22 protein-coding genes are annotated in these 22107 nt (G+C 68.4%); 11 read left to right on the plus strand and 11 right to left on the minus strand.

The features are described from left to right. Window positions 1–13 precede the first annotated feature (13 nt). A complete protein-coding gene (locus ABD743_RS03305) occupies window positions 14–1393 on the minus strand; it encodes a tripartite tricarboxylate transporter permease (RefSeq protein WP_344718643.1) in 1380 nt (459 codons plus the stop codon). After that, window positions 1374–1853 carry a hypothetical protein gene (locus ABD743_RS03310; protein WP_344718645.1) on the minus strand — a complete coding sequence of 160 codons (480 nt, stop codon included), beginning with the start codon at window positions 1851–1853 and terminating at the stop codon, window positions 1374–1376. Before ABD743_RS03310 ends, ABD743_RS03305 begins: the two co-directional genes overlap by 20 nt. A gap of 199 nt (window positions 1854–2052) precedes the next feature. Here ABD743_RS03310 and ABD743_RS03315 point away from each other — a divergent pair, with 199 nt between their 5' ends. From ABD743_RS03315 to ABD743_RS03335, 5 genes are all read left to right on the plus strand, one after another. Further along, a complete protein-coding gene (locus ABD743_RS03315; RefSeq protein WP_344718647.1) occupies window positions 2053–2859 on the plus strand; it encodes an IclR family transcriptional regulator in 807 nt (268 codons plus the stop codon). 14 nt (window positions 2860–2873) lie between these two features. After that, a complete protein-coding gene (locus ABD743_RS03320; protein ID WP_344718649.1) occupies window positions 2874–3332 on the plus strand; it encodes a MaoC/PaaZ C-terminal domain-containing protein in 459 nt (152 codons plus the stop codon). Continuing rightward, entirely contained in the window at window positions 3329–4477 is a 1149-nt protein-coding gene (locus tag ABD743_RS03325) for a thiolase family protein (protein ID WP_344718651.1), read from the plus strand. The genes ABD743_RS03320 and ABD743_RS03325 overlap by 4 nt, the downstream gene beginning before the upstream one ends. Continuing rightward, window positions 4474–4830, plus strand: coding sequence for a Zn-ribbon domain-containing OB-fold protein (locus tag ABD743_RS03330; protein ID WP_344718653.1), 357 nt, complete (start codon window positions 4474–4476; stop codon window positions 4828–4830). The genes ABD743_RS03325 and ABD743_RS03330 overlap by 4 nt, the downstream gene beginning before the upstream one ends. A gap of 162 nt (window positions 4831–4992) precedes the next feature. Then, complete coding sequence (locus ABD743_RS03335) at window positions 4993–6486, plus strand: GMC family oxidoreductase (protein WP_344718793.1); 1494 nt, start codon at window positions 4993–4995, stop codon at window positions 6484–6486. Window positions 6487–6532: 46 nt separating this feature from the next. Here the strand turns inward: ABD743_RS03335 and ABD743_RS03340 are convergent, their stop codons facing one another. The 4 genes from ABD743_RS03340 to ABD743_RS03355 form a co-directional block, all read right to left on the minus strand. Next, the gene (locus ABD743_RS03340; RefSeq protein ID WP_344718655.1) at window positions 6533–6976 is read right to left on the minus strand and encodes a cupin domain-containing protein; all 444 of its coding nucleotides are present in this window, start codon (window positions 6974–6976) and stop codon (window positions 6533–6535) included. A gap of 99 nt (window positions 6977–7075) precedes the next feature. Then, window positions 7076–8692: a phytoene desaturase family protein gene (locus ABD743_RS03345; protein ID WP_344718657.1), complete on the minus strand. Its 1617-nt coding sequence runs from the start codon at window positions 8690–8692 to the stop codon at window positions 7076–7078. Window positions 8693–8747: 55 nt separating this feature from the next. Continuing rightward, complete coding sequence (gene hpt / locus ABD743_RS03350; RefSeq protein ID WP_344718659.1) at window positions 8748–9317, minus strand: hypoxanthine phosphoribosyltransferase; 570 nt, start codon at window positions 9315–9317, stop codon at window positions 8748–8750. A gap of 232 nt (window positions 9318–9549) precedes the next feature. Continuing rightward, entirely contained in the window at window positions 9550–10170 is a 621-nt protein-coding gene (locus ABD743_RS03355; RefSeq protein ID WP_344718661.1) for a TetR/AcrR family transcriptional regulator, read from the minus strand. A 144-nt stretch (window positions 10171–10314) separates the two neighbouring features. Here ABD743_RS03355 and ABD743_RS03360 point away from each other — a divergent pair, with 144 nt between their 5' ends. The 4 genes from ABD743_RS03360 to ABD743_RS03375 all read left to right on the plus strand — a co-directional run bounded on the left by ABD743_RS03360 (window position 10315) and on the right by ABD743_RS03375 (window position 14750). Then, window positions 10315–11109: an enoyl-CoA hydratase/isomerase family protein gene (locus ABD743_RS03360; RefSeq protein WP_344718663.1), complete on the plus strand. Its 795-nt coding sequence runs from the start codon at window positions 10315–10317 to the stop codon at window positions 11107–11109. Next, complete coding sequence (locus ABD743_RS03365) at window positions 11109–12914, plus strand: AMP-dependent synthetase/ligase (protein ID WP_344718665.1); 1806 nt, start codon at window positions 11109–11111, stop codon at window positions 12912–12914. The genes ABD743_RS03360 and ABD743_RS03365 overlap by 1 nt, the downstream gene beginning before the upstream one ends. A 193-nt stretch (window positions 12915–13107) precedes the next feature. After that, on the plus strand, window positions 13108–13851 hold the full coding sequence (locus ABD743_RS03370) for an SDR family NAD(P)-dependent oxidoreductase (RefSeq protein ID WP_344718667.1): 744 nt from the start codon (window positions 13108–13110) through the stop codon (window positions 13849–13851). Window positions 13852–13865: 14 nt separating this feature from the next. Next, window positions 13866–14750 (plus strand): ABC transporter substrate-binding protein, encoded by an 885-nt coding sequence (locus tag ABD743_RS03375; protein ID WP_344718669.1) that lies wholly within the window; start codon window positions 13866–13868, stop codon window positions 14748–14750. 17 nt (window positions 14751–14767) lie between these two features. On the opposite strand, the gene ABD743_RS03380 is transcribed toward ABD743_RS03375, so the two are convergent. From ABD743_RS03380 to ABD743_RS03400, 5 genes are all read right to left on the minus strand, one after another. Continuing rightward, window positions 14768–15136, minus strand: coding sequence for a DUF1622 domain-containing protein (locus ABD743_RS03380; protein ID WP_344718671.1), 369 nt, complete (start codon window positions 15134–15136; stop codon window positions 14768–14770). 100 nt (window positions 15137–15236) lie between these two features. Then, window positions 15237–15698 carry an acyl-CoA thioesterase gene (locus ABD743_RS03385; protein WP_344718673.1) on the minus strand — a complete coding sequence of 154 codons (462 nt, stop codon included), beginning with the start codon at window positions 15696–15698 and terminating at the stop codon, window positions 15237–15239. Further along, window positions 15695–16486 carry a maleate cis-trans isomerase family protein gene (locus tag ABD743_RS03390; RefSeq protein WP_344718675.1) on the minus strand — a complete coding sequence of 264 codons (792 nt, stop codon included), beginning with the start codon at window positions 16484–16486 and terminating at the stop codon, window positions 15695–15697. The genes ABD743_RS03385 and ABD743_RS03390 overlap by 4 nt, the downstream gene beginning before the upstream one ends. Then, window positions 16483–17382: a fumarylacetoacetate hydrolase family protein gene (locus ABD743_RS03395; RefSeq protein WP_344718678.1), complete on the minus strand. Its 900-nt coding sequence runs from the start codon at window positions 17380–17382 to the stop codon at window positions 16483–16485. The genes ABD743_RS03390 and ABD743_RS03395 overlap by 4 nt, the downstream gene beginning before the upstream one ends. 49 nt (window positions 17383–17431) lie before the next feature. After that, complete coding sequence (locus ABD743_RS03400) at window positions 17432–18547, minus strand: cupin domain-containing protein (RefSeq protein WP_344718680.1); 1116 nt, start codon at window positions 18545–18547, stop codon at window positions 17432–17434. A 127-nt stretch (window positions 18548–18674) separates the two neighbouring features. Here ABD743_RS03400 and ABD743_RS03405 point away from each other — a divergent pair, with 127 nt between their 5' ends. After that, on the plus strand, window positions 18675–21050 hold the full coding sequence (locus ABD743_RS03405; protein WP_344718682.1) for an oxidoreductase: 2376 nt from the start codon (window positions 18675–18677) through the stop codon (window positions 21048–21050). Window positions 21051–21055: 5 nt separating this feature from the next. After that, window positions 21056–22099, plus strand: a complete 1044-nt coding sequence (locus ABD743_RS03410) for a carbon-nitrogen hydrolase family protein (RefSeq protein WP_344718684.1) — start codon at window positions 21056–21058, stop codon at window positions 22097–22099. The last annotated feature ends 8 nt before the right edge of the window (window positions 22100–22107 follow it).

Below are 22107 nucleotides of genomic sequence, written 5' to 3' on the forward strand. Positions count from 1 at the left end.
GGGTCGGGCCGCGTCACGCGAGGGTGAGCAGCGCGGGGACGGACAGGGTGGCCACGTAGTAGCCCATGAACAGCACGCCGGCGGGCACGCGGAGCAGCCGGATGAGGGCGCCCGAGACCACCGAGATCGTGAGCGCCACGGCGAGCCCGAGCAGACCCCCCTCCCACACGCTGATCACGAGCAGAAGGGCGGTGAAGGTCGCGACGACCGTCTCGTGGCTGATGCGCCGCGTCACCCATCTCGCCGCGGAGTGGGCGTAGCGCATGGCGAACGGGTAGGAGATCGAGGCCGCAACGGCCATGGCGATCAGACCGAACACCAGGAACTGCCAGGGGGCGAGCAGGGTGTGCAGGTTCTCGACCCGGCCCGTCTGCTGGTCCACGGTGAACCGCGGTGGAGCGTTGAACAGGGGCGCCGCGACGCTGGCCCCGAGCGGACTCAGCGGCAGGCCGAACGCGACCAGCGGGATCAACGTCTCCCCGAGGTAGGTGGCCTGTGTGACGCCGTTGCGCACCGCCAGCGCAGTGGTGAGCCGGTGATAGGAGTTGGGGATCCGGGCCTTCACGAACTCGCCGACGGCGACCGTCGTCGCGACGGGGCTGAAGACGAAGGTGGCGCTGGTGACGGCGGCGGCACCGACGAGCCACCGGAGCTGAGTGCCGTCCAACACCCGGAACGGGTTGGGGAACCAGCCGCGGCTCTCCGCGCTGTCCGGGGCCAGCCGGACGGTCTGCGGGATCGTGCGGCGCATGCGCTCACGCATGGGCGGCGAGAGGCTCGCGAGGAGATCGAAGATCATCGGGCCGGTGGCGATGCCCAGGAAGAACGCGGCGGACAGGTGGCCGTGATACTGCGTGGCGAGTGCGTTGGCGGCGAGAACCAGCACGACGAATGGCGCCAACGCCGCCACACCCGCCCACCGCGCGGGCGAGAAGTAGGCGATCAGCAGCGCCGCCACCAGGAACAACCACGGCGCCGCGCTCGCAACGGCGTCGGAGAACGGCGCGATCAACGCGGCGACACCCACCGCCACCGGCACCGCGATGAAGGACGCGACGAGCCCGCCCGCAAGGATCTTGTGCAGGGCGATGTGCGGCACGCCGAGCCTGCGCAGCTGCGCGGCCTCGTCCATCAGCGGGACGGCCATCGTGTCGCCGGGAATGCCGAGAAGCGTCGTCGGGATCGCGTGTGTCATGTGCTTGGCCATCACGGCAGCCAGGAAGAACGCGATGACGCCGGACGGCGGGACGCCGAGCAGGATGATCAGCAGCGTCGGCGGGACGATCGTGCCGGTCTCGTCGGTCCCACCGATCACCCCGATGGCGCTGAAGAAGACGGCTGCGACCAGTCCGGCGCCGATGGCCCAGGCGATGTCAGGCAGAAGGCTGGTCACCGCCGGCCTTCCCGGGCACCGCGACGGGCTGCCGGCCTGCCTGATCGACCAGGAGCAGTTGTTCGAGGCCTGCGCGACGCATCTCCTCGATGACGGCGGCGGGCGCGGTGCGCGCGTCGAGAGATCCGCCCGCGACCGCCGAGAGGTCGCGAGCAGCCGCCTCCACCGCAGCAGCGTCCAGCCCGTCCTCGGTCACGATCCGTTTGGGCCGCACCCGCGTCGCGGACACCGCCGCGCCGGCAACCACCGCCGCGAGACCGGCGAGCAGCGCGTACCCGCGGGCGATCCCGGCGTCGGCGATGGCGCCGAACAGAGCGCTCGCGCCGAGGAACACGGCCAACCCGAGGACACTCAACGCTGCGAGCCAGCGCGCGAGCTGCTGCGGATCAACCGTGCCGTCGTAGATCTCCAGCCACGGCCCGCGGTCGCCCCGGTGTGCCGGGTCGGGTTCATCGGTCATGCTGCTCCGCTCGTCGGTGAGCTCGCGGCGTCGTGCCGCTCAAGATCGCCGTCGCGAGATTTCGCCGCACCGCTGCCGGTGTCAACCGCTCGTTCCACCAGTGAAACGGTCTCGTCTGCTTCGAACGCGGCCTTTGACAGGCCGAAGATCCCCTTGCCATAGTCCGCTGACAGTGAGCCAAAGGAACGGCGTTTCATATATGGCACAAACCGGCTATCACTCGCCCGGTGCGGACCTCGCCGCCAGGGTGCTCAAGCTGCTCAGCCGCTACCGCACCCGTGAGAGCACGCTCTCCGAGATCGCCGCCGAGTTGGACGTCTCCAAGACGACCTGCCTGCGTGTCCTGCGCACCCTGCAGGGGCACGACCTGCTCTCCTACGACGACGAGACCCGCCGCTACCGGCTCGGCGAGTACGCGGTCGTGATCGGGGTGCGGGCCGAGGAGGGGCTCGATGTGCTCCACCGGGTGCGCCCGCTGCTCACAGCGATCTCGCGGCACACCGGCCTCACCGCAGCGTTCGTCCAGCGCGCCGGCGACAACCGGATGATGTACATGGCCAAGGTCGAGCCGCCGTCTGCCGCGGGCGTGAGCGTCTCCGTGGGGAATCGGTTCCCGATCACATCGGTCTCCTACGGCAAGTGGGTCGTCGCCTTCGCCGACGACGAGGAGCGCGAGCGGCTGCTCGCCCCCGGACTGGCGCAGATGACGGCAGCGACCACGACCGACCCCACCAGGTACCTCGAACAGGTCGACGCGCTGCGCCGCGGCGAGATCCTCGAGTCCACGGGTGAGTACGTCGCCGGTATCTACGCCGTGTCCTGCCCGGTGGTGAACGCCCGCCACGAACTGGCCGGTGTGCTCGTGGCGCTCGGCGTGCTGGCGGCACTCGGCGACGACGAGCGTCGCGACGTCTGCCGGCACATGAGGCGTATCGCCGCGCAGTGCACGGCGGAGGCCGCTGCGCACCCCCAGCCCTCGACCGGCCGCCCACGCGAGGCGAGCTGACTCCAGGAGGAGACATGCCCCTGTATTTCGAGGACTTCACGACAGGGCAGGAACTGGTGTCCCCCGCTCGGACCGTGACCGAGGCCGACGTCGTGTCCTTCGCGGCCTGGACCGGCGACTACAACCCCGTCCACACCGACGCCGTGGCGGCAGCCACGGGCCGTTTCGGCGAACGCATCGCGCACGGCGCACTCGGCCTGTCCCTCTGCCTGGGCCTCATCTCCCGGACAGGCGCGTTCGAGGGAAGTGCCGTCGCGCTTCTCGGAATCGACGGTTGGCGATTCCGCGCGCCGGTGAGGATCGGCGACACCGTGCACGCGCGGGTCACGATCCTCGACACCCGGTTGACCAGCCGGGGCGACACCGGTGTCGTGGGGCGCCGGTTCTCGCTGGTCAACCAGCACGGCGACGTGACGCAGGAAGGTCGGATGGACGTCATGGTGAAGGTGCGTCCAGCACCCGCGGCCCGATGACCGGCAACGGTGGCCCGTGGCTCAGCGGGGTGGGACTGACCCCGTTCGGCCGGCAGCCCGGTCCCACTGCCCTCGATTGGCAGGCTCGCGCGGCACTGACAGCCCTCGACGACGCGCAGGTTCTCGCGACCGAGGTCGATGCCGTGATCTGCGGCTACGCGACGACCCAGGGCCATCTGATGCCTGCCGATCTGCTCGCCGAGCAGATCGGCACCCGGCCCGGCGCTGCGTTCGGAATGAGTGCGGGCGGCGCGACAGGGCTCGCGATGGTGGCCGCCGCAGCACGGCTGATCCGGGCAGGCGACGCGACGACGGTGCTCGTCGCGGCCGGAGAGGACCGAGCGAGCGGGCAGAGCGGCGACGTCTCGACCAGGACACTGGCCCAGGTCGGGCACCGCCGGTACGAGGTCCCGCTCGGCGCAACCGTTCCCGCCTACTACGCGCTCCTGGCGTCACACCACCTCGCCCGACACAGCCTCACCCCGGCCGACCTCGCGCCGCTGGCCGTGCAGATGCGGGCCCACGCCGTCCCGACCGAGGGGGCTCACCTGCGCACACCCGTCACGATCGCCGACGTCGAGCAGTCGCGCATGATCGCCGAACCTCTCCGGCTCCTGGACTGTTGTCCCGTCTCCGACGGCGGGGCCGCGTTCCTCGTCAGCGCGCAGCCCCGAGGCGGACGGGCAGTGCGCATCACCGGGATCGGAGAGGGGCATCGCCATCAACACATCTGCGAAGCCGACTACGCCGACCTGGGAGCCCGCCGCGCCGCACGCACGGCTCTGAGACGGGCGGGCCGCGATCTCGACGACGTCGACATCGCAGGCATCTACGACAGCTTCACGATCACCCTCGCGATGCTCCTCGAAGAGATCGGTTTCTCCACCCCGGGCACCGGCGGCGCCGACGCCGCCCGCGGCAGCTTCGACCGCACCGGCCGTCTTCCCCTCAACACACACGGCGGCCTGCTGTCCTACGGACACTGCGGGGTGGGCGGCGGGATGGCGCACCTGGCCGAGGTGGTGACGCAGCTGCGCGGGGCCGCCGGAGCGCGGCAGGTACCCCGCCCGCCCCGGACCGCGCTCGCACACGCCGACGGCGGAGTCATGTCGGCGCACGTCAGCATCGTGGTGGAGGCCCCATGAGCACCGAGCTCGGATCGGATGCCGACTGGACCCAGGGCATCCCCCGGATCCTCTACAGCCGGTGCCGGCGATGCGGCCGACGCGGCTACTTGCCCCGGGACCGGTGCCCGACCTGCGGACACGACAGGATCGACCGCCTCCCCAGCGACGGAGTCGGCACCGTCACCGCCATCACCGTCGTCCATCGGGCACCCCGGGGAGGGGATCACCCACCCACACCGTTCGGGATCTGCCTCGTCGAGCTCGACGAGCAGGTCCGCGCGATGGGGCGCTGCGCACCCACGCTGACGGTCGGCGACCGGGTACGTGCCGACTTCACGCACGAGGTTCCATATTTCGAGATGGTCGATTGACGGGAGTCGGATTTATTCTTCCGGTGAGCGAGAATTCAAAAATAGCTCGCCGCTCTGATTCCGCAAGCGGGCGCGTCACCGTACCCTCGAATTCGCTGCGGGGCGAGCGAAAGGGTGATCGTGGACATCTACAGCGATTCCGACACCATTGACTATCTCGTCGTGGGTGCAGGCACTGCCGGATGTGTGGTCGCCTCACGACTGTCCGAGGACCCGGACGTGAGAGTCGTGCTCCTGGAAGCAGGAGCGGCCGACGGTCCGGAGGCGATGTCCGTGCCGTCGACCTGGCCGACGCTGCTGGGCACCTCGGTCGACTGGGCGTACACCAGCGAGCCCCAGACCGCCCTGACCGGCAGGGACCTGACCTATCCGCGGGGCCGGGTGCTGGGCGGGACGAGCAGCATCAACGGGATGGTGCATCTGCGCGGGCACCGGGCCAACTACGACGGCTGGTCCGCGGCGGGCGCGACGGGGTGGGGATACGAGGATCTGCTCCCCTATTTCTGCCGAAGCGAGCACGCAGTCGGCCGTGACGAGCGGTACCGGGGTACCGGCGGTCCCATGATCGTGACAGGCGCCGAGGACGTCCAGCCGTTCGAGAGCGCCGCCTTCGATGCCCTGGCCGAACTCGGCCTCCCGGTCTCGGACGACCTCAACGGCGCCGATCAAGAAGGCGCGGGCTGGATCGAGCAGAACATCGTGGACGGGCACCGGCAGTCCGCGGCCGACGCCTACATCCGCCCCATCCTCGCGCACCGGCCGAACCTGACGGTCATGGCCGGCGCCCTGGTCCGCGGCCTGGTGATCTCCGGCGGCAGGTGCCGGGGCGTGGAGTACGTCCTCGACGGTGCGCGGCGGCGGATCGAAGCCACGCGGGATGTGGTGCTGTGCGCCGGAGCGATCGGGTCTCCGCACCTGCTGATGGTGTCGGGTATCGGGCCGGCCGACGACCTCCGCCGCCACGGGATCGACGTCGTTGCCGATCTCCCCGGGGTCGGCCGGAATCTGCAGGACCATCCGATGGCCCGTGTGATCCGGTCGACGGCCGGGCCGGCGGCCTCCGGCATGGCGGTCCACCGGCTTCTGGGCGCCCTGCTCCGCACCACCCGGTCTCTCGACGCACCGGACGTCCAGATCTTCTTCTTCGACCGCCCGTTCTATCCCGCAACCGTTCCGGTTGACGGCTACGCCGTTGCCGTCGCCGCCGCACGCCCACACAGTCGCGGAACGGTGACGCTGGCCTCGGCCGACCCCGCCGTCGCGCCCCGGATCGATCCCGGCCTCCTCACCGATGACAGGGACGTGGCGGTGTTGCTGGCCGGGCTGCGGATGGCCCGTGAGATCGCCGGCACCCGGGCCCTCGCCGGCTGGAGCGAGGAGGAACTCCGGCCGGGCCCGGACATCGAGGATCAATCCCGGTTGCGCGAATACCTGCGGGAGTCCGTGCACAGCGGGGCCCATCCCGCAGGCACCTGCCGGATCGGCGACGACGACCAGGGAGTGGTCGACACCGAGCTCCGCGTCCGGGGCATCACGCACCTGCGCGTCGCCGACGCATCGGTGATGCCGGACCTGGTCGGAGCCAACCCCAACGCCACGGTGCTGGCCATCGGCGAGCGCGCCGCGGCGCTGATCCGGGAGCACGGAGCGCCCTAATCACTCAGACCGAAGAGACGGACGAAACAGTCGGCAGTTCGCCCATTCATGGTGTTCCGCAGCTCGGATGGCAGTCCGCGTTGCCGACTGGTGCGGCGGCACGGGCGGCACGGCCGCTCGCATACGCGGACCAGTCAATCCCTGCGCCCGGCGCACCCCAGACCACGAGCACCTGAGCGGACTCCTCGCCCGTATTACGGAGATCATGCCGGGATCCGGGAGGTGCGAGAATCGCGTCTCCCGGCTGCAAGCGATGGTTGATCTCGTCGACCATCATCTCCACGCGACCGCTGAGAACCAGATAGAGCTCCTCAAGCGGTTTGTCACGCGGGTGGGAGTGCATTCCCTCACTGCCGCCAGGAGGCAGTCCCCACAACTGGACCGCCACAGGGAGCTGCGACGATTCGCGAAAGTACCACTGCAGGTGCATCGGTGCGGCACCTCCGTGCATCACATAATCGAATGAACCGGTAGCTGCGCGTTCGTGCATGGCTGCTCCTCTGTCGCTCGACGTCGGTCACTGCCTCAGTCCGAGAGCAGTCTCAATCGCACTGGCATGAAGCCACCCCTTCGTCAGCCTTCGCGTTCGTCACGACGCCCGAGTGTGGGTAGGCCTGAAACGGCGGCGTCGCATCGTCCGTAGCAGCGTCTCGGCGGCCAGTTGGCCGGAGATGGCGTTGACACCTCCGCCCGGCCAGGTTCCTGCACCGGCCAGGAAGAGACGGGGTATCGGCGTGCGATAACGACTGAGCCGCAGGCTGGGGCGCAACATCAGGAACTGATCGAGATGGTGGCTGCCGGAGATCGAGTCGCCGCCGGCGAGATTGCTGTTCGCCTGCTCCAGATCGTCGGGAGAGGAAATCGCCCGAGCGCGCACCTGCCCCGTGAGGCCCGGGGCGTGCGCCTCGAGAATGTCGGTGACGCGATCGGCGTAGGCGTCGCGCACGTCCGCCCAGTGGGTTCCACTGATCTGCCCGTCTGCATCGCCCGTGATCTGTGCCGGCACCGTGCGAACCTGGATCCACACCACGTGCTGTCCTGCCCGTTCGACCCTGGTGGGATCGACGACGCTGGTCTGGCCGACCACCAGCAACGGGGCGTCGGGCAACTGGTGTGCCACCGCCTGCTGGTATGTCCGCGCCATGTCGTCGACGTAGGAGCCGACATGGACGTACGCGAAATCGGACAGCCGCGGATCCTGCCACGGAATGCGGCCGTCGAGAGCCAGGTGCAGCATGAAGGTGCCCGGCCCGAATCGATAGTTTCGCGCGGCGGCCGACATTCCGTTGGGGACCGCGGCATCGGCGAGGAGATCCTGCACGAGAAGAGGCAGCACGACGGTCGAGACGACCCCGTGCCGCGCACTGATCCGCTGCCCGTCGGCGAGGGTCACACCGCGCGCACCGCTCCCGTCGACGTCGACGCGGGCGACCCGCGCCCCGGTGAGAACGGTGCCGCCCCTGGCTCTCACCACTGCGGCCATCGCCTCTGGAAGCCGCCCGGCGCCCCCTTCGACCAGCGACATGCCCCCCAGCATGTCGGCGAACATCTCCAGCAAGGGAAAGACGGCGCCACCGGCGATGTCAGGCGCGTAGTCCAGGTGCATGCCCCAGGCAGCCGCCAACGACTTCGCCTCGGGCGTGGAGAAGTATCGGTCGCCGAGTGCTCGGGTGGAGGAGAGGAGCGTTGCCGCAAGATCGCCCGGTGAGACGCCCTTGCGATGGCGCCACGCCTCGCGCACGGACTTCATGGCGACCCACGACGGCTGAGGGCTGGTGTAGATCGGTAGGTAGGAGGCAGCAAACGCGTCGAAGAGTTCACGAAGGCGAACCCACCCTGCCGCATCCGCCGGGGAATGTTCCTGCCACATCGCGAGAGTGGCGTCCTGGTCGCATGTGACGCGAAGATTTGCACCGTCGGGGAAGACCGATGCGTAAGGATGAGCGGACCTCGCGAACCGCAACCCGTGGTTGCCCAGCTCGGCACCGTACTTCGCGAAGAACGGCGATCCGAGGAACAGGTTCATATTCGTTGCGAAGAGATCGTGGACGAACCCGGGCAGCGTCACCTCGCCACTCCGTACCGCCCCGCCCACCGTGGGGTTGGCTTCGACGACCACCACGGACAGCCCCGCGTCGGCGAGCACGGTGGCAGCGACCAGGCCGTGATGACCGGCACCGATGACGACCACATCAGACTCGTCCACGCGGTTCTCCTGTGCATCTCGTCATCCGGCGACGTCGTGCCAGCCCATCACACCCTCAGCGAGGCGTACAGGGCTCAGCGGCAGGTTCCAAGGTCGCGATGTAGGGCAGGTTGCGGTAGCGCTCGGCGAAGTCGATTCCGTAGCCGACCACGAACTCATTCGGAATGTCGAACCCGACATAGCGCACCGGAACATCGGCTTTCTGCGTGCTCTCCTTGCGCAGCAGGGCACACACCTCGAGCGAGGCCGGCTTGCGTACCGCGAGGTGCTGCAGCAACCAGGCCAGGGTGAGCCCGGAGTCGATGACGTCCTCGACGATCAGTACGTGCCGGCTGCTGAGATCCGCCTCGAGATCCTTGACCAGACGCACCTTGCCCGAGGACACGGCGGCCGACCCGTACGAGCTCAGTGTCAGAAAATCCAGCTGCGCCGGGATCGACAACGCGCGGGCCAGATCCGCCAGGAACATGACGCTGCCCTTCAGCACACCGACCATCAGGAGGTCATCAGGGCCATCCTGGCAACGCTCTCGGAAATCCCGGCTGAGCTGCTCGGCCAGCTCGTCGATCTTGTTGCGAATCTGTTGCTCCGTGAGGAGCACACGAGCCACCTCTGCGTCATACACGCCGTATCATCCCGTCTGCGCACAACAGCAAGATTCTTCCCGGCGACCAATGCCTGATGTATCGAGGATTGCGCGCCCTCCGGGTTCCGCCGTATCCCGCAGCACGCTAGCCCCCTGCGATGAATGCCGCAACAACACGCGATCGCCGGCCCGGCGTGAAGCCGGACAGAGCGTGCGCATTCCGGAAGCGCGCAGAAGGTGTTCTATTTTGCACCTTCGCTCTGGAAGAGTACTAGTCCGCGGGCGGCGCGACCAGGAGATGAATGGTCGATCGGACCGCTTTCAGCGCCTCCTCGTCGCGCGTGGCGATGCACAGGACGAAGGTGCCCTGGATGACGGCGAGTATCGCGGTGGCCAACTCCTCTGCCGTGCGGTCGGTGCGGACGTCGCCGCCCTCCTGCCCCTGAGTCAGGAGGGCGGCCAAGTGCTCCCGCCAGGCGAGCAGGGAGGCGCCGATCTGCCCACGGAAGGCGTCGGAGCCGACGGCGACCTCGGTGGAGAGCTTCCCTGCGAGGCAAGCCCGCCGGTAGCCGGACCGCACGAAGAGCTCCACCAGTTCGTCGACGTATCGGCCGAGCCGATCGGTCGCGGAGAGATCCGGCTCGTTCGCCCAGCGGTCGAGCAGGGCGAGCTGGAAGTCCGTGTAGCGGTCCAGGACAGCTCGCGCAAATTCCTCTTTCGACCCGAAATGGTGATAAAAGGAGCCCTTCGGCACCGCCGACGCCTCGAGGATCGCATCGACCGTGGTGCCGTGGAAGCCACGGTCGTAGAAGTACTTCAGGCCTTGCCGAAGCAGCCGCTCCTTGTGCGACAACGGCTCGCTCTGCTGCGTGCTCATGTCCTCTGCGTCCATGGAAAAGGTCCTTTCCGCCCATTCTAACCGTTCGTCGAAGCGGCCATAACCTTCCACGATTCCTTGACGACCTGGTCTAGACGATTTAGTCTAGCGCTCAATACGGGGCCGTGATCAGCGCAAATGTCCGGAGGAAAGGTGTAAATGGGCCACACCGACTATCAGGCCGTGGACACCGTGGCGGTCGTGACGATGAGCAACCCACCAGCGAGCCTGTTCGACGAGGAGTTGTCCGAACACCTCCTGGCCGACTTCGAGCGCGCCTCCGACGAGGGCAAGCGTGCGCTGATTCTCCAGGCCGATGGCGCCGCATTCTCCGGCGGCGCCGACGTTTCCATGTTCCAGGCCCGCACGATCGGCCAGGCACGCGAACTGATCGGCAGGTCCATGCCACTGATCGCCGCGATCGAGGACGCCCCGTTCCCGGTCATCGCGGCGGTGCACGGCCTGTGCCTGGCCGCCGGGCTGGAACTCGTGCTCGCCTGCGACCTGGTCGTCGCCGAAGAGTCGGCTCGTTTCGCCCAGGTCGAAGCCATGATCGGGGCGACGACGTTCCTCGGCGGGGTCTACCGGCTGGCAGAGCGCTGCGGACCTGCCCGCGCCCGGGAGATCACCTTCGGGGCCGAGCAGTACACCGCCGCCACGTTCGAGCGCTGGAACATCATCAATCGTGTCGTCCCGGACGGTGAGCTGCGGGATCACGCACTCGGCTGGGCACAGCGCCTGGCCAAGGGACCGACGGCCGCGCATGCGGTCACCAAGCGGCTCGTCCGGTACGGGCTCGCGCACGGGCCCCGGGACGCCGACCGCTACCTGCTCGATGCCGCGACGCCGCTGTTCGAGAGCCACGACATGCAGCACGCCGTCGGTGAGCTTCTCTCGCAGGGCGCCCGGCAGTTCCTGGCGAACCACGACCATTTGGTCTTCGAGAACCGCTGATGCTCCAGACCCCGTCGACGCAGTCGATCTGCGCCTTGCTGGAGCAGCAGGCACGGCTGCGTCCGCAGGCGCCGGCCGTCTCCGAACTCCGCGACGGCGAGCTGCACACGATGACGTGGGCGAACTACCGCCAATGCGTCATCGACGCCGCGTCGGCGTTTCTCGACCTCGGCCTACAGGCGCGCGAAACCGTGGCCATCCTGGCCGGCAACCGGGTCGAGCATCTGGTCGCCGACCTCGCCACCGCGCACTGCGGCGCCGTATCGGTCACCCTCTACCCCACGCTGTCCGCCGAGCAGTTGGCCCACGTCGCGTCCGACGCGGAACCGCGCATCATCGTCGTCGACGGACCTGCGTCGCTCGCCAGGGTCGCGGAGATTCCGTGGGTCGTGCAGAACCGACCGGTCCTCGTCGCGCTCGACGTCGACGGCGAACCCACGCAGGGCGAGCTCCACTGGCAGGAGCTGACCGCGGGGCACCGCGCGCAGCAGGACGCGACGCTGCGGAGCCGCCAGGCCGCCATCCGCGCCGACGATCCCGTCACCTACGTCTACACATCCGGCACCACCGGTCCGTCCAAAGGCGTGGTGCTGACCCACGGCAACATGCGGTGGATGGCCGGCGCCGTCGTGCGCGCCGGGCTGGCCGACTGCGAGTACCGGGCGATCTCCTATCTGCCACTCGCTCACATCGCCGAACGGCTGTGGAGCGTCTACCTGCTGCTGCAGACGGGCGGACATGTGTTGTGCTGTCCCGCCCCTGACCGGCTCGCGGAGTATCTCCGCGTGTTCCGGCCGAGCTTCTTCATGGCTGTTCCGCGAGTGTGGGAGAAGCTGCGCCTGGGCGCCGAACGGCTCCTCGCCTCGCCCACGTTCAGCTCACGGGAGGACGAACTCACGCGCGGCCGCGACACCCTCCGGTGCGAGTGGGCGCAGCGCTACGACGATGCACCCGTTCCCGCAGCTCTTCGCATGCAGGCCGCTCTGGCCCGCGAAGGAGCACTGCGAGACGTGCGGGCGGCGCTCGGGCTCGAGAGAGCGCTGATGACTGCGAGCGCCGCGGCTCCGATCGCGGACGACGTGCTGAGCTTCTTCGCCTCGCTCGGCATCGAGATCATCCAGGGGTACGGCCTCACCGAGACCGGCGGCGTTGCCGTCTGCGACCGCCTCGGCACCGCTTCCCGCGGCTCCGTCGGCCTTCCCCTGCCGGGCGCCGAGATCCGCATCGCCGGCGACGGCGAGATCCTGGTGCGCTCACCCGGCAACGCCCCCGGCTACCGCAACCGGCCCGATGCGGACGCCGAACTGTTCGCCACCGGGGGTTGGCTGCGCACGGGCGACATCGGCCGGATCGACGAGGCCGGGCGACTGCACATCACGGACCGCAAGAAGGACATCATCATCACCGCGGCCGGCAAGAACATCGCCCCGACCGCGATCGAGTTCCGGGTGGCGGGACGGTCGTTCGTCGACCAGGTACTTGCCTTCGGTGACGCACGGCCGTACGTCGTCGCACTGCTCACCGCCACGCCGGAAAATCTGCTGGAGTTCGCCCGGAGCCAGCACATTTCCGGTGCCGACCCGCACGAACTCGTTCATCATCCGGCGGTGCTCGCACGGGCCCAGTGCGTCGTGGACGAGGCCAACAGCCACCTGTCCCGACCTGAACAGATCAAACGGTTCCGGTTGCTCGCAACGACGTGGACCGTCGAATCGGGCGAACTGACCCCCACGTTCAAACTCCGGCGATCAGTGATCCACCACCGGCACGCCGACGATCTCGCTGCGCTCTACCAGCAGCCCTGAACACCGCCGCACGCTGCGCGACGGCGCCGGTGCTGTCGTCGACGCGATGAATCGCCGAGTGGCGTGGACGACTATGGACGCGGCGTCCAAATTCACATTCCGCTGCTGATCACAACCCACTCACCTAAGGTGGTTTTAGTTTACTACCACCCCGGGTCGGAACGACGGAAGACATCGGGAAGGAGGGCCACGAGTGTCACAAGTTGCCGTGGTGACGGGAGCAAGCCGCGGGATCGGGAGGGCGTGCGCGACGTTGCTCGCCGAACGCGGGATGCGGACCGTGGTCAACTACCGCTCGAGCCGTGCGGAGGCCGACGCCGTCGTCGCCGAGATCAGCGCGGCCGGCGGAGAGGCGTGGGCCGCGCAGGCCGACGTCACCCTGCCCGCCGACGTGGATCGGATGTTCGCCGAGGTCCGTGACCGGTGGGGCGGGGTCGACGCGCTGGTGCACAACGCCCCCACACCGTTCGCGATGGGCTCCTTCCGCGACCTCACTTGGGAGGAACTGGGCGGGAAGCTCGACCAGGAGATGCGTGCGGCGTTCCTCGTGACCAAGGCGGTGGTCCCGGACATGGTCGAGCGCGGCCGTGGCCGGCTGGTCTATCTGAGCACGGGCCTCTCGCGCCGTCCTCGTTCCGGGATGATCGCGCTGGGCACGGCCAAAGCCGCCCTGAACCAGTTCGCGCGCTATCTGGCGCAGGAGTTGGGCCCGCACGGCATCACGGCCAACGTCGTGGCGCCCGCGACCGTCGAGGAGACCTGGTCGGAGGAGAGGCTCGACCCGGCGCTGCTGGAACAGATGGCGGCGGCCACGCCACTCGGTCGCCTCGCGCGCCCGGCCGACGTCGCCCGCACGGTGGCCTTCTTCGCGGGTGACGAAGCCGATTTCACCACGGGAAGCTACGCGCCGGTCAACGGCGGTCTTGCGATGGACTGAAAGGGAAAGATGTAGTGGAAACGCTCGATCTTGCTTACGTCGGACGTGGCATTCATGAGGAGTTGGTCGCGTACATCGCGGACCAGGAGGGCTATTTCGAGGACGAAGGGGTGCGCGTCGCGCTGCGCGACGGGGTCACCTGGCCGACCGAGCGGCTGCGTCGCGGCGCGACGATCGGGTTGGGTCGGTCGATGCTGTCGCGGCTCACCGACGACATCCCGTGGACCGGGCTGAGTGTCAGCACCCACCGGCCGCTGTTCTGGTTCATCGGCCGCGCCGGGCTGGAGTCGCTGCAGGACCTGAAGGGTCGCAAGCTGGCCGTGCACGCTCCGGAGACGGCCCCGGGATGTTTCGCCCGGATCGTGCTGCGCCGGGCCGGGCTCGACCCGGATCGTGACCTCGAGTGTCAGTACCGCATGCCCGGTGACTACGGGATGCACCTGCGCAGGCTGCGCGCCGGTGAGATCGACGCCGCACTGATCGGCAGCACGATGGCTCCCGAACAGGTGGCCGAGCAGGAGGGATGGCGGGTGCTCGCCTGGGTGGGCGACCACTTCCAGATCCCGACCGTGGGAGTGATGGTCGACCCGACCTACATCCCGCTCGACAGCCCGGCGCTGCACGCGATGGTCCGCGCCAACCGGCGCGCCCTGCACACCATCCAGGACCGGCCCGACACCGTGGTCGACCACGTACGGAGCTTCATGGGCCGCCACACCGACGAGGAGATCCGCGCGCACCTCGACCGATTCGTCATCCCGTACTTCACCCACGACGGCCAGGCCGACCTCGAGATCGGGGACGCCGCGATCACGGCCGTCGCCGCGGAACTCGGCGTCCCCGCAACATTCCGGGCGGCCGACGTCTACCGCACCGACCTCGTCCCCATCGACCGATAGAACTTCCCCCGATCACGTCATGCCGAGCTGTCGACATCCGGCGTGTTGGACTTCTGCCATGGCCAGCGGCCGGTGATCTCCAGCTCCAGGGAGAAACTCAGGAACGTACGGATGATGACGATTCCGCCCAGCACCGCCACACTGTTGAGGCTGGGCATGACCGCCACGGTTCGGACGATGTCGGCGGCCACGAGTAGTTCCAGTCCCAGGAGGACGGTACGGGCGAGCATTCGCCGAAACTGGCGGTAGACGTCGGCCCCGGCCGTGTGCTTCGCAAGTCGTATGACCGCAACCACAGCCGCGATCGCTGCACCCACGGCGATGATCGCGACGCCGGCGGCGTCGATGATCATCCCGATCTTCTCGATCACGTCATCAAAGAGCATCTCGCTCCGTCCCTGCATCCCTGTGACTCCTCTGTACAGCATCCCCTCGCTGCATCAGACCGGGATTCACCGGAAAGCCGGGTGCCGACGCGGTCGGTGCTTATTCAGGCGCGGATTCGCCCCCGTTGGAGGTCAGGGCGCGGCGGACGTCATCCGACCATGGGACGGCGTGTGGTGAGTCCGGCGCGGCCATGGCGATCACGAGGTTTCCTGTGGCGGCGACCCGGCCTTCGCTGGTCACGACGAAGTCGTATCTCATCGACTTCTCGCCCACCCGCACGATCGCGAGTTCGATCCGCACCTGCTGGCCGTGCCAGAGTCGGCTGCGGTAGTCGACCTCGTAGTGCACACGTGGGATGCGGCCGAAGAGGTGGCCCACGCCGAGCCGGTCGAGCAGCACCGACTCGGCGGCCTCCACCCAGCGCAGCACCACGCTGTGGTGGTGGTGACCGGCGGCGTCGGTGTCGATCCACTCGAGCTGACGATGGATGATCACGCTCGGCAGCCGGTCGGACTCGGGCTGGGCCGGCGCCTGCGCCGTCGACGGTGCAGGGGACGTCATGACAGGGCCTCCGTCGGCGCATCGGCAAGCGCGTAGTCGCCGCCGAGCAGCGACCCCGCGCCGCTCGCCTCGGCAGGAAGTCCGATCGCTCGCATCATTCGGTGTGCGGTGCAGATCGCCGTCGAGACGACGGGCTTGCCGAGCTCGTCCTCGACCTCCTGGACCACGTCCAGCGAGGGCATCTGCACGCACGCCGAGAGAACGACGACGTCGGCGTCGGGGCGGTCGAGTTCCCGCGCGATCCGGACGAGGTTGCGCTGGTCCTGGGCGGCGACCTCGAGGTTGCCGGGGACGCCGAGCGCGACGTGATCGAGCACCCGTACGCCCTCGCCCTCGATGTAGTCCATGACGGTCCGGGCCAGCTCGGGCAGATAGGGCGTGATCGCCACGACCTTCCTGGCACCGAGGATCCGCAGCCCGTCCACCAGCGCGCCGGCGCTGGTGACCACCGGTGCATCCGCGCCGTTGTCGGCCGTGGCTTCGCGCAGCCTGGCCTCGGAGGTGCGGTGGTATCCCGGCCCGATGCTCATGATCGCGACGAGGCAGGCGTAGCCGAGGACGTCGACGTGTGCGTCGGACAGCTCGACGGCACATCGGTCCGACTCGGCGTCCATCGCGGCGAGCTTCTCCGCGGTCACCTCGGTCATCCGCATACGGCTGGAGTGGAACGTGAACCGTTCGGGATGCAGTTGCTCGCGGCGACGGAAGAGCTCGGGCACCTCCGTCTCCATGGTGACGTTCGAGCTGGGCACGATCTGCCCGATGCGATACCTGCCGGCAACGCTCATCGTGCGTCCACCACCGGGTTGCGCAGCGTGCCGATGCCCTCGATCGTCGCTTCGACGACATCGCCGGGCTTCAGGAACTGCGGCGGGTTCTGTGCCGCACCGACGCCCTGCGGCGAACCGGTGGCGATGACATCGCCCGGTTCGAGCGTGACGCCCGCGGAGATGTCGGCGATCAGCTCGGCGATCGAGAAGAGCATGTTCGCGCTGTTGCCCTTCTGCTTCACCTCGCCGTTGACCTTCAGTCCGAGATCGAGCGTCTGCGGGTCGGGTACCTCGTCGGCGGTGCGGATCGCGGGGCCGAACGGTGCGTACGAGTCCTGGCCCTTGGAGAAGAACCACTGGCCGGATCGGCGCTGGTCCCGCGCGGAGATGTCGTTGACGATGCTGTAGCCGAACACGTGGTCGAGCGCCTCGTCGCGGCTCACCTTGCGGGCGGTGCGCCCGATGACCACGGCGAGTTCGCACTCCCAGTCGAGCTGACCGGTCAGGTTCCCGTCGTGCAGGATCGGTTCGCCGGGCCCGACGACCGCGGTGGCCGGCTTGCTGAACAGCACGGGCCGTTCGGGCAGGTTCTTGTCCGTGTCCAGGGTGCGGCTGGATTCCTCGACATGCTCGACGTAGTTCAGCCCGACCCCGATGATCTTGCCGGGGCGCAGCGGCGCGTGGAGGGTGACGGAATCCAGCGTCAGCGTCGCAGCTTCCAGCGCTCGCGCAGAGGCGTCGTCGACGAGCCGGTCGAGCTCGCGCCGAGCCTCGGCTCCGCCCTGTACGACAGTCAGCAGATCCTGCAGCGCGCCCGAGGAGAGCGCACCCAGATCCAGCACTGCGCCATCGCGCAGCGCGCCGGGCCTCCGTCGACCGCCGTCGGTGCCGTCCGAGAAGGTCACAAGGAGCATCAAGGCCTCCGAATCATGAGGTCGTACAGGTCGGTGAGAGATCTGGTGGTCACGCGTCGACGGACTGGTGGCCGTCGTTCTCGGGGTACGCCTCTTCGCGGAAGAAGCCCAGCGAGCGCATGACAGGGAAGTCGTTGAACGAGAAGAGGCAGGCGTCGTCGGACCGGCTCGCGTTCGCGTGTTCGTGCCATGCCCATGAGGGGACGCAGAAGATGTCGCCCTCGCTCCAGTCGAAGCGTTTGCCTGCGATGATCGAGGTGCCGCTGCCCTTCGCGGCTGTGTAGATCTTCGACCCGACCTGGCGATGGGCCAGAGTGGCCTCGCCGGGGCGCAGAAGCTGCATGTGGGCGCTCATCGTGGGCATCACGGAGCCACCCGTGAGCGGGTTGCTGTACTCCATGATGATGCCGTCGTACGGAGACCCGTCGGAGGCTTTGGCCGCGTTCAGCAGTGCCTCGTACGTCGGCTCCCACGGGTAGGCGAGCAGTGGCGAGTGGTTCTTGTGCCAGGTGTCCCCGAACGGGCGCAGCCGGCCCGCACCGTAGGTCAGCAGCGACGAGTTCACCGGCCCCTGTTGCTTCTGATAGACGTCGGGGTGCACCTCGTAGAACGGGGCATCCAGCGCGTTGACCAGCGGAATGTCGAGCCCGTCCTGCCAGATCACCGGGCCGTCGGAGTCGATGCCCTCGTTGCCGTGCTCGTGCCACGTCCAGTTCGGCGTGATGGCGAAGTCGCGCGGCCCGACCTTGAGCTTCTGCCCGTCCACAATGGTCCAGGCGCCGGTGCCCTCGATGACGAAGCGCAGGGCCGCGGCCTGGTGGCGATGCGCGGTCATGGACTCGCCGGGACCCATGACCTGCAGGCCGGTGTAGAGCAGCCCGACAGTCGCAGCGATGTCCCGGCGTTGCGGGTTGTAGAGCGCGACCACCCGACGGCCCGCGTCATCGCCGCTCACCAGCTTCAGGGCCTCCAGGACGAGGGGCCGCAGCTCCCGGAAGCTCCACTTCATCGGGATCGACTGTGGCTGCGGGTACCACGGCTCGATCTTGTTCGCGATCGTCCACAGCGCTCCGGCCTCCAGGCCGGCCAGCTTCTCGTAGTACTCCTCGAGCTCAGCAGTGTCCGTGACACGCGCCCGGCCGAGGACGTCGTCGCTGTAGGCCATGGCCTCTCCTCCGTCTCAGTGCGGCGCTCGCGAGGCTCCGCGCGCAGCTCCGACTATAGCGCCTTTTTGACGGACGTAAACTCGGCTATAGTCCGCGTCTGTGACGACCGTCAGCAAAGGAGCATCCATGCGGATCGCCGTCGTAGGGGGTGGGCCGGGCGGCCTCTACCTCGCCGCCTTGACCAAGCAGCTCGACCCGGCCCGCGAGGTCGTGGTCTGGGAACGCAACGCTGCGGACGACACGTTCGGGTTCGGCGTCGTGTTCTCCGACGAGACGCTCAGCGGCATCGAGGATGCGGACCCCACTCTCTTTGCAGCAGCGGAGCGCAGCTTCGCCCGGTGGACCGATATCGACGTGGTGCACCGCGGGCACAGGTCCACCTCCGGCGGCCACGGATTCGCGGCGATCAACCGGAAGGTCCTCCTGCAGCTGCTGCAGCAGCGTTGCGCGGACGTCGGGGTCGATGTTCGTTTCCGGACGGTCGCTCCACCGGTCGAGGAGCTGTCGGACCAGTTCGACCTCGTCGTGGCGGCCGACGGCGCGAACTCGGCGATTCGGAGGACGTTCGCCGACGTCTTCGGCCCGGAACTCGACGTTCGATCGGCGCGCTACATGTGGCTGGGCACCGACAAGGTCTTCGACGCCTTCACGTTCGTGATCGCCGAGACCGCACACGGACCGATGCAGGTGCACGCCTACCCGTTCAGTGCCGATCGGAGCACGTTCATCGTCGAGATGAACGAGCAGACGTGGCGCGCCGCCGGCTTCGACTCCACGGAAACCACGGCCCTCCCACCCGGCGTCAGTGACGAGGCCGGCATCGCCCGCATCGCCGAGATCTTCCGCACGGAACTGGGCGGCGCCCGGCTGATCGCGAACAACTCGAAGTGGATCCGGTTCACGACGATCCGGAATCGGATGTGGCGGCACGCCAACATCGTGCTGCTCGGGGACGCCGCTCATACCGCGCACTTCTCGATCGGATCAGGCACCAAGCTCGCGATGGAGGATGCGCTCTCACTCGCGGCATGCCTGAACGAGCACCAGGACGTTTCCGCAGCACTCAGCGCCTACGAGGGCGAACGCCGCCCCGTGGTCGAGAGCACGCAGCGCGCGGCGCAAGCGAGCCTGCAGTGGTTCGAGGACATCGCGCACGTCGTCGATCAGGACACGCCGCAGTTCGCGTTCAATCTGCTCACACGGAGTCGCCGGGTCACCTACGACAACCTGCGAATGCGCGACCCGGACTACGTCGAATCCGTTGCGGCATGGTTCGACCACCACAACAGTGATGCAGAACGCGGCACCATTCCCGATGGAGATCGCAACGGACGCCGCCGCCCGGTGCCTCCGCTGTTCCAGCCGTTCCGCCTGGGCCCCGTGACAACGAAGAACCGCATCGTCACGGCGCCGGTCGCCACCTTCTCCTCACGGGACGGCGTTCCGGGCGACGAGGAAGAGCTATGGCTCGCGAGCGCGGCCCTCGGCGGATCAGGCCTGGTACTGGCCGGAATGACCGCAGTCAGCGCGGAGGGGCGGAGCACGCATCGCTGCGCCGGCCTCTACAACGATGCACAGCACGCGGCGTGGCGCGACATCGTGGCGCGTATCCACCGCGTCTCGGACGCGCTCATCGGCGTCCAGATCACCCATGCCGGGCGCAAGGCGGGTACGACCTCGTCGACCGTGGCTCCCTCACCGATCCCGTACACGCCGGGCGACCCCGCACCTCACGAGCTCGACGAGGAGGAGCTCGCCAAGATCGTCGAGGAATTCACCGCCGCGACCCAGCGCGCCGACTCGGCAGGGTTCGATGTCCTCGAGCTTCAGGCCGGACACGGGCACCTGCTCTCGACCTTCCTCTCCCCGCTGACCAACGTGCGTACGGATCGATACGGGGGCGACCTGGCCGGCCGGCTGGCCTTCCCGCTCGAGGTCCTCTCGGCGGTTCGCAGCGCCTGGCCGACGAGCAAACCGGTGCTGGTGCGCATCTCCGCCGTCGACTGGGCGGACGGCGGCACGACGATCGCGGATGCGGTCGGGATCGCACGGGCGATGCACGAGCACGGCGCCACCGCGATCGATGTCTCCAGCGGCGAGGTGGTGCCCCACGAGGAGCCTGCATACGGGCGCAGCTACCAGACTCCGTTCGCCGAGCGGATCCGCCACGACGTCGGCGTCCCGACCATCGCCGTCGGCGGGATCTCCAGCCAGGACGACGCCACCTCCATCGTGCTCGCGGGGCGCGCCGACCTCGTCGCCGTCGGCCGGGCCGCGTTGCACGACCCCGCCTGGGCGCTGCATGCCGCTGCCGAGCTCGACTACCGCGGAGCCGGGGCGCAGTGGCCCGTTCACTACGAGCCGGGGAGCGCCCGCCCGCCCGGGCCACGCAGCGACCGCCGCCGTCCGAGGCTCTCGCTCTCGACCACGCCTGTACCCGCAGTTCACCAGCGCTGGCGACCCGCCGGTGAGGCGAACTCCGACCTGCTACTGACGAGGTGACTGCAATGTTCACACTCCCCACGTTCACCGCAGCTGCGGTGCAGCACAGCCCGGTTTTCCTCGACGCGACAGCGACGGTGGCCAAGGCCGTGAACCTGATCGACGAGGCAGCGGGCAATGGGGCATCGCTCATAGCCTTTCCCGAGGTCTTCGTGCCCGGCTACCCCTACTGGAACTGGACCATGAACCCGGTACAGGGTTCGCCGTGGTTCGAGAAGCTGTACCGCTCGGCGATCGACGTACCGGGCCCTGAGGTCGAGGAACTGTGCGCGGCCGCGCGGCGGAAACGCGTCACCGTCGTGATCGGAGTCAACGAACGCGGCAGGTTCAGCCTGGGGGTCCTCTACAACACGGTCCTCACCATTTCCTCGTCCGGCGAGCTGCTCGGCGTGCACCGCAAGCTCGTTCCCACGTGGGCCGAGAAACTCACCTGGACCGCGGGAGACGGGAGCTCGCTACAGGTTCACGAGACCGAGGTCGGGCGCCTCGGAGTGCTGGCGTGCGGAGAGAACACCAACACGCTCGCCCGTTTCGCGCTTCTGGCGCAGGGCGAGCAGGTGCACATCGCGTCCTACATCGCACTGCCGGTCGCACCGGAGAACTACGACATGGCCGATGCGATCGCCATCCGCACCGCCGCTCACGCGTTCGAGGGCAAGGTGTTCTCGGTTGTCTCCACCTCGACGATCTCGCCGGAGATGATCGACGCGATTGCGGGTGACGACGCGTCCGTCCGGGACATGCTCGCGCGGAAGCGCAACGCCCTTTCCGGCATCTTCGGTCCCGACGGCCGTCCGGTCTCCGAGCCGCTGATCGACAGCGAGGGCATCGTGTACGGCGAGATCGACCTGTCCCGCAGCATCCAGGCCAAGCAGATGCACGACATCATCGGCAACTACAACCGGTTCGACATCTTCACCCTGGAGATGAACACCACCCCGCAGCGGCCGTTCGTCCGACGGGGCCCGTCCGATGAGACCCCTGCCGTTCCGGTCGATGCCGACCCTCCGGGCCTCCGGATGTCACCGCCGACCGGCGACGACGAGTGACGAACAGC

It is taken from the genome of Pseudonocardia yunnanensis, from assembly GCF_039534065.1.
Classification (GTDB): Bacteria; Actinomycetota; Actinomycetes; order Mycobacteriales; family Pseudonocardiaceae; genus Pseudonocardia; species Pseudonocardia yunnanensis.

Bases quoted from the DNA above. Each gene is read 5' to 3' on its own strand.
- ABD743_RS03310 (WP_344718645.1), bottom strand. From the start codon at position 1,853: ATGACCGATGAACCCGACCCGGCACACCGGGGCGACCGCGGGCCGTGG.
- ABD743_RS03315 (WP_344718647.1), top strand. From the start codon at position 2,053: ATGGCACAAACCGGCTATCACTCGCCCGGTGCGGACCTCGCCGCCAGG.
- ABD743_RS03320 (WP_344718649.1), top strand. From the start codon at position 2,874: ATGCCCCTGTATTTCGAGGACTTCACGACAGGGCAGGAACTGGTGTCC.
- ABD743_RS03325 (WP_344718651.1), top strand. From the start codon at position 3,329: ATGACCGGCAACGGTGGCCCGTGGCTCAGCGGGGTGGGACTGACCCCG.
- ABD743_RS03330 (WP_344718653.1), top strand. From the start codon at position 4,474: ATGAGCACCGAGCTCGGATCGGATGCCGACTGGACCCAGGGCATCCCC.
- ABD743_RS03340 (WP_344718655.1), bottom strand. From the start codon at position 6,976: ATGCACGAACGCGCAGCTACCGGTTCATTCGATTATGTGATGCACGGA.
- ABD743_RS03355 (WP_344718661.1), bottom strand. From the start codon at position 10,170: ATGGACGCAGAGGACATGAGCACGCAGCAGAGCGAGCCGTTGTCGCAC.
- ABD743_RS03360 (WP_344718663.1), top strand. From the start codon at position 10,315: ATGGGCCACACCGACTATCAGGCCGTGGACACCGTGGCGGTCGTGACG.
- ABD743_RS03365 (WP_344718665.1), top strand. From the start codon at position 11,109: ATGCTCCAGACCCCGTCGACGCAGTCGATCTGCGCCTTGCTGGAGCAG.
- ABD743_RS03380 (WP_344718671.1), bottom strand. From the start codon at position 15,136: ATGCTCTTTGATGACGTGATCGAGAAGATCGGGATGATCATCGACGCC.
- ABD743_RS03385 (WP_344718673.1), bottom strand. From the start codon at position 15,698: ATGACGTCCCCTGCACCGTCGACGGCGCAGGCGCCGGCCCAGCCCGAG.
- ABD743_RS03390 (WP_344718675.1), bottom strand. From the start codon at position 16,486: ATGAGCGTTGCCGGCAGGTATCGCATCGGGCAGATCGTGCCCAGCTCG.
- ABD743_RS03395 (WP_344718678.1), bottom strand. From the start codon at position 17,382: ATGCTCCTTGTGACCTTCTCGGACGGCACCGACGGCGGTCGACGGAGG.
- ABD743_RS03400 (WP_344718680.1), bottom strand. From the start codon at position 18,547: ATGGCCTACAGCGACGACGTCCTCGGCCGGGCGCGTGTCACGGACACT.
- ABD743_RS03405 (WP_344718682.1), top strand. From the start codon at position 18,675: ATGCGGATCGCCGTCGTAGGGGGTGGGCCGGGCGGCCTCTACCTCGCC.
- ABD743_RS03410 (WP_344718684.1), top strand. From the start codon at position 21,056: ATGTTCACACTCCCCACGTTCACCGCAGCTGCGGTGCAGCACAGCCCG.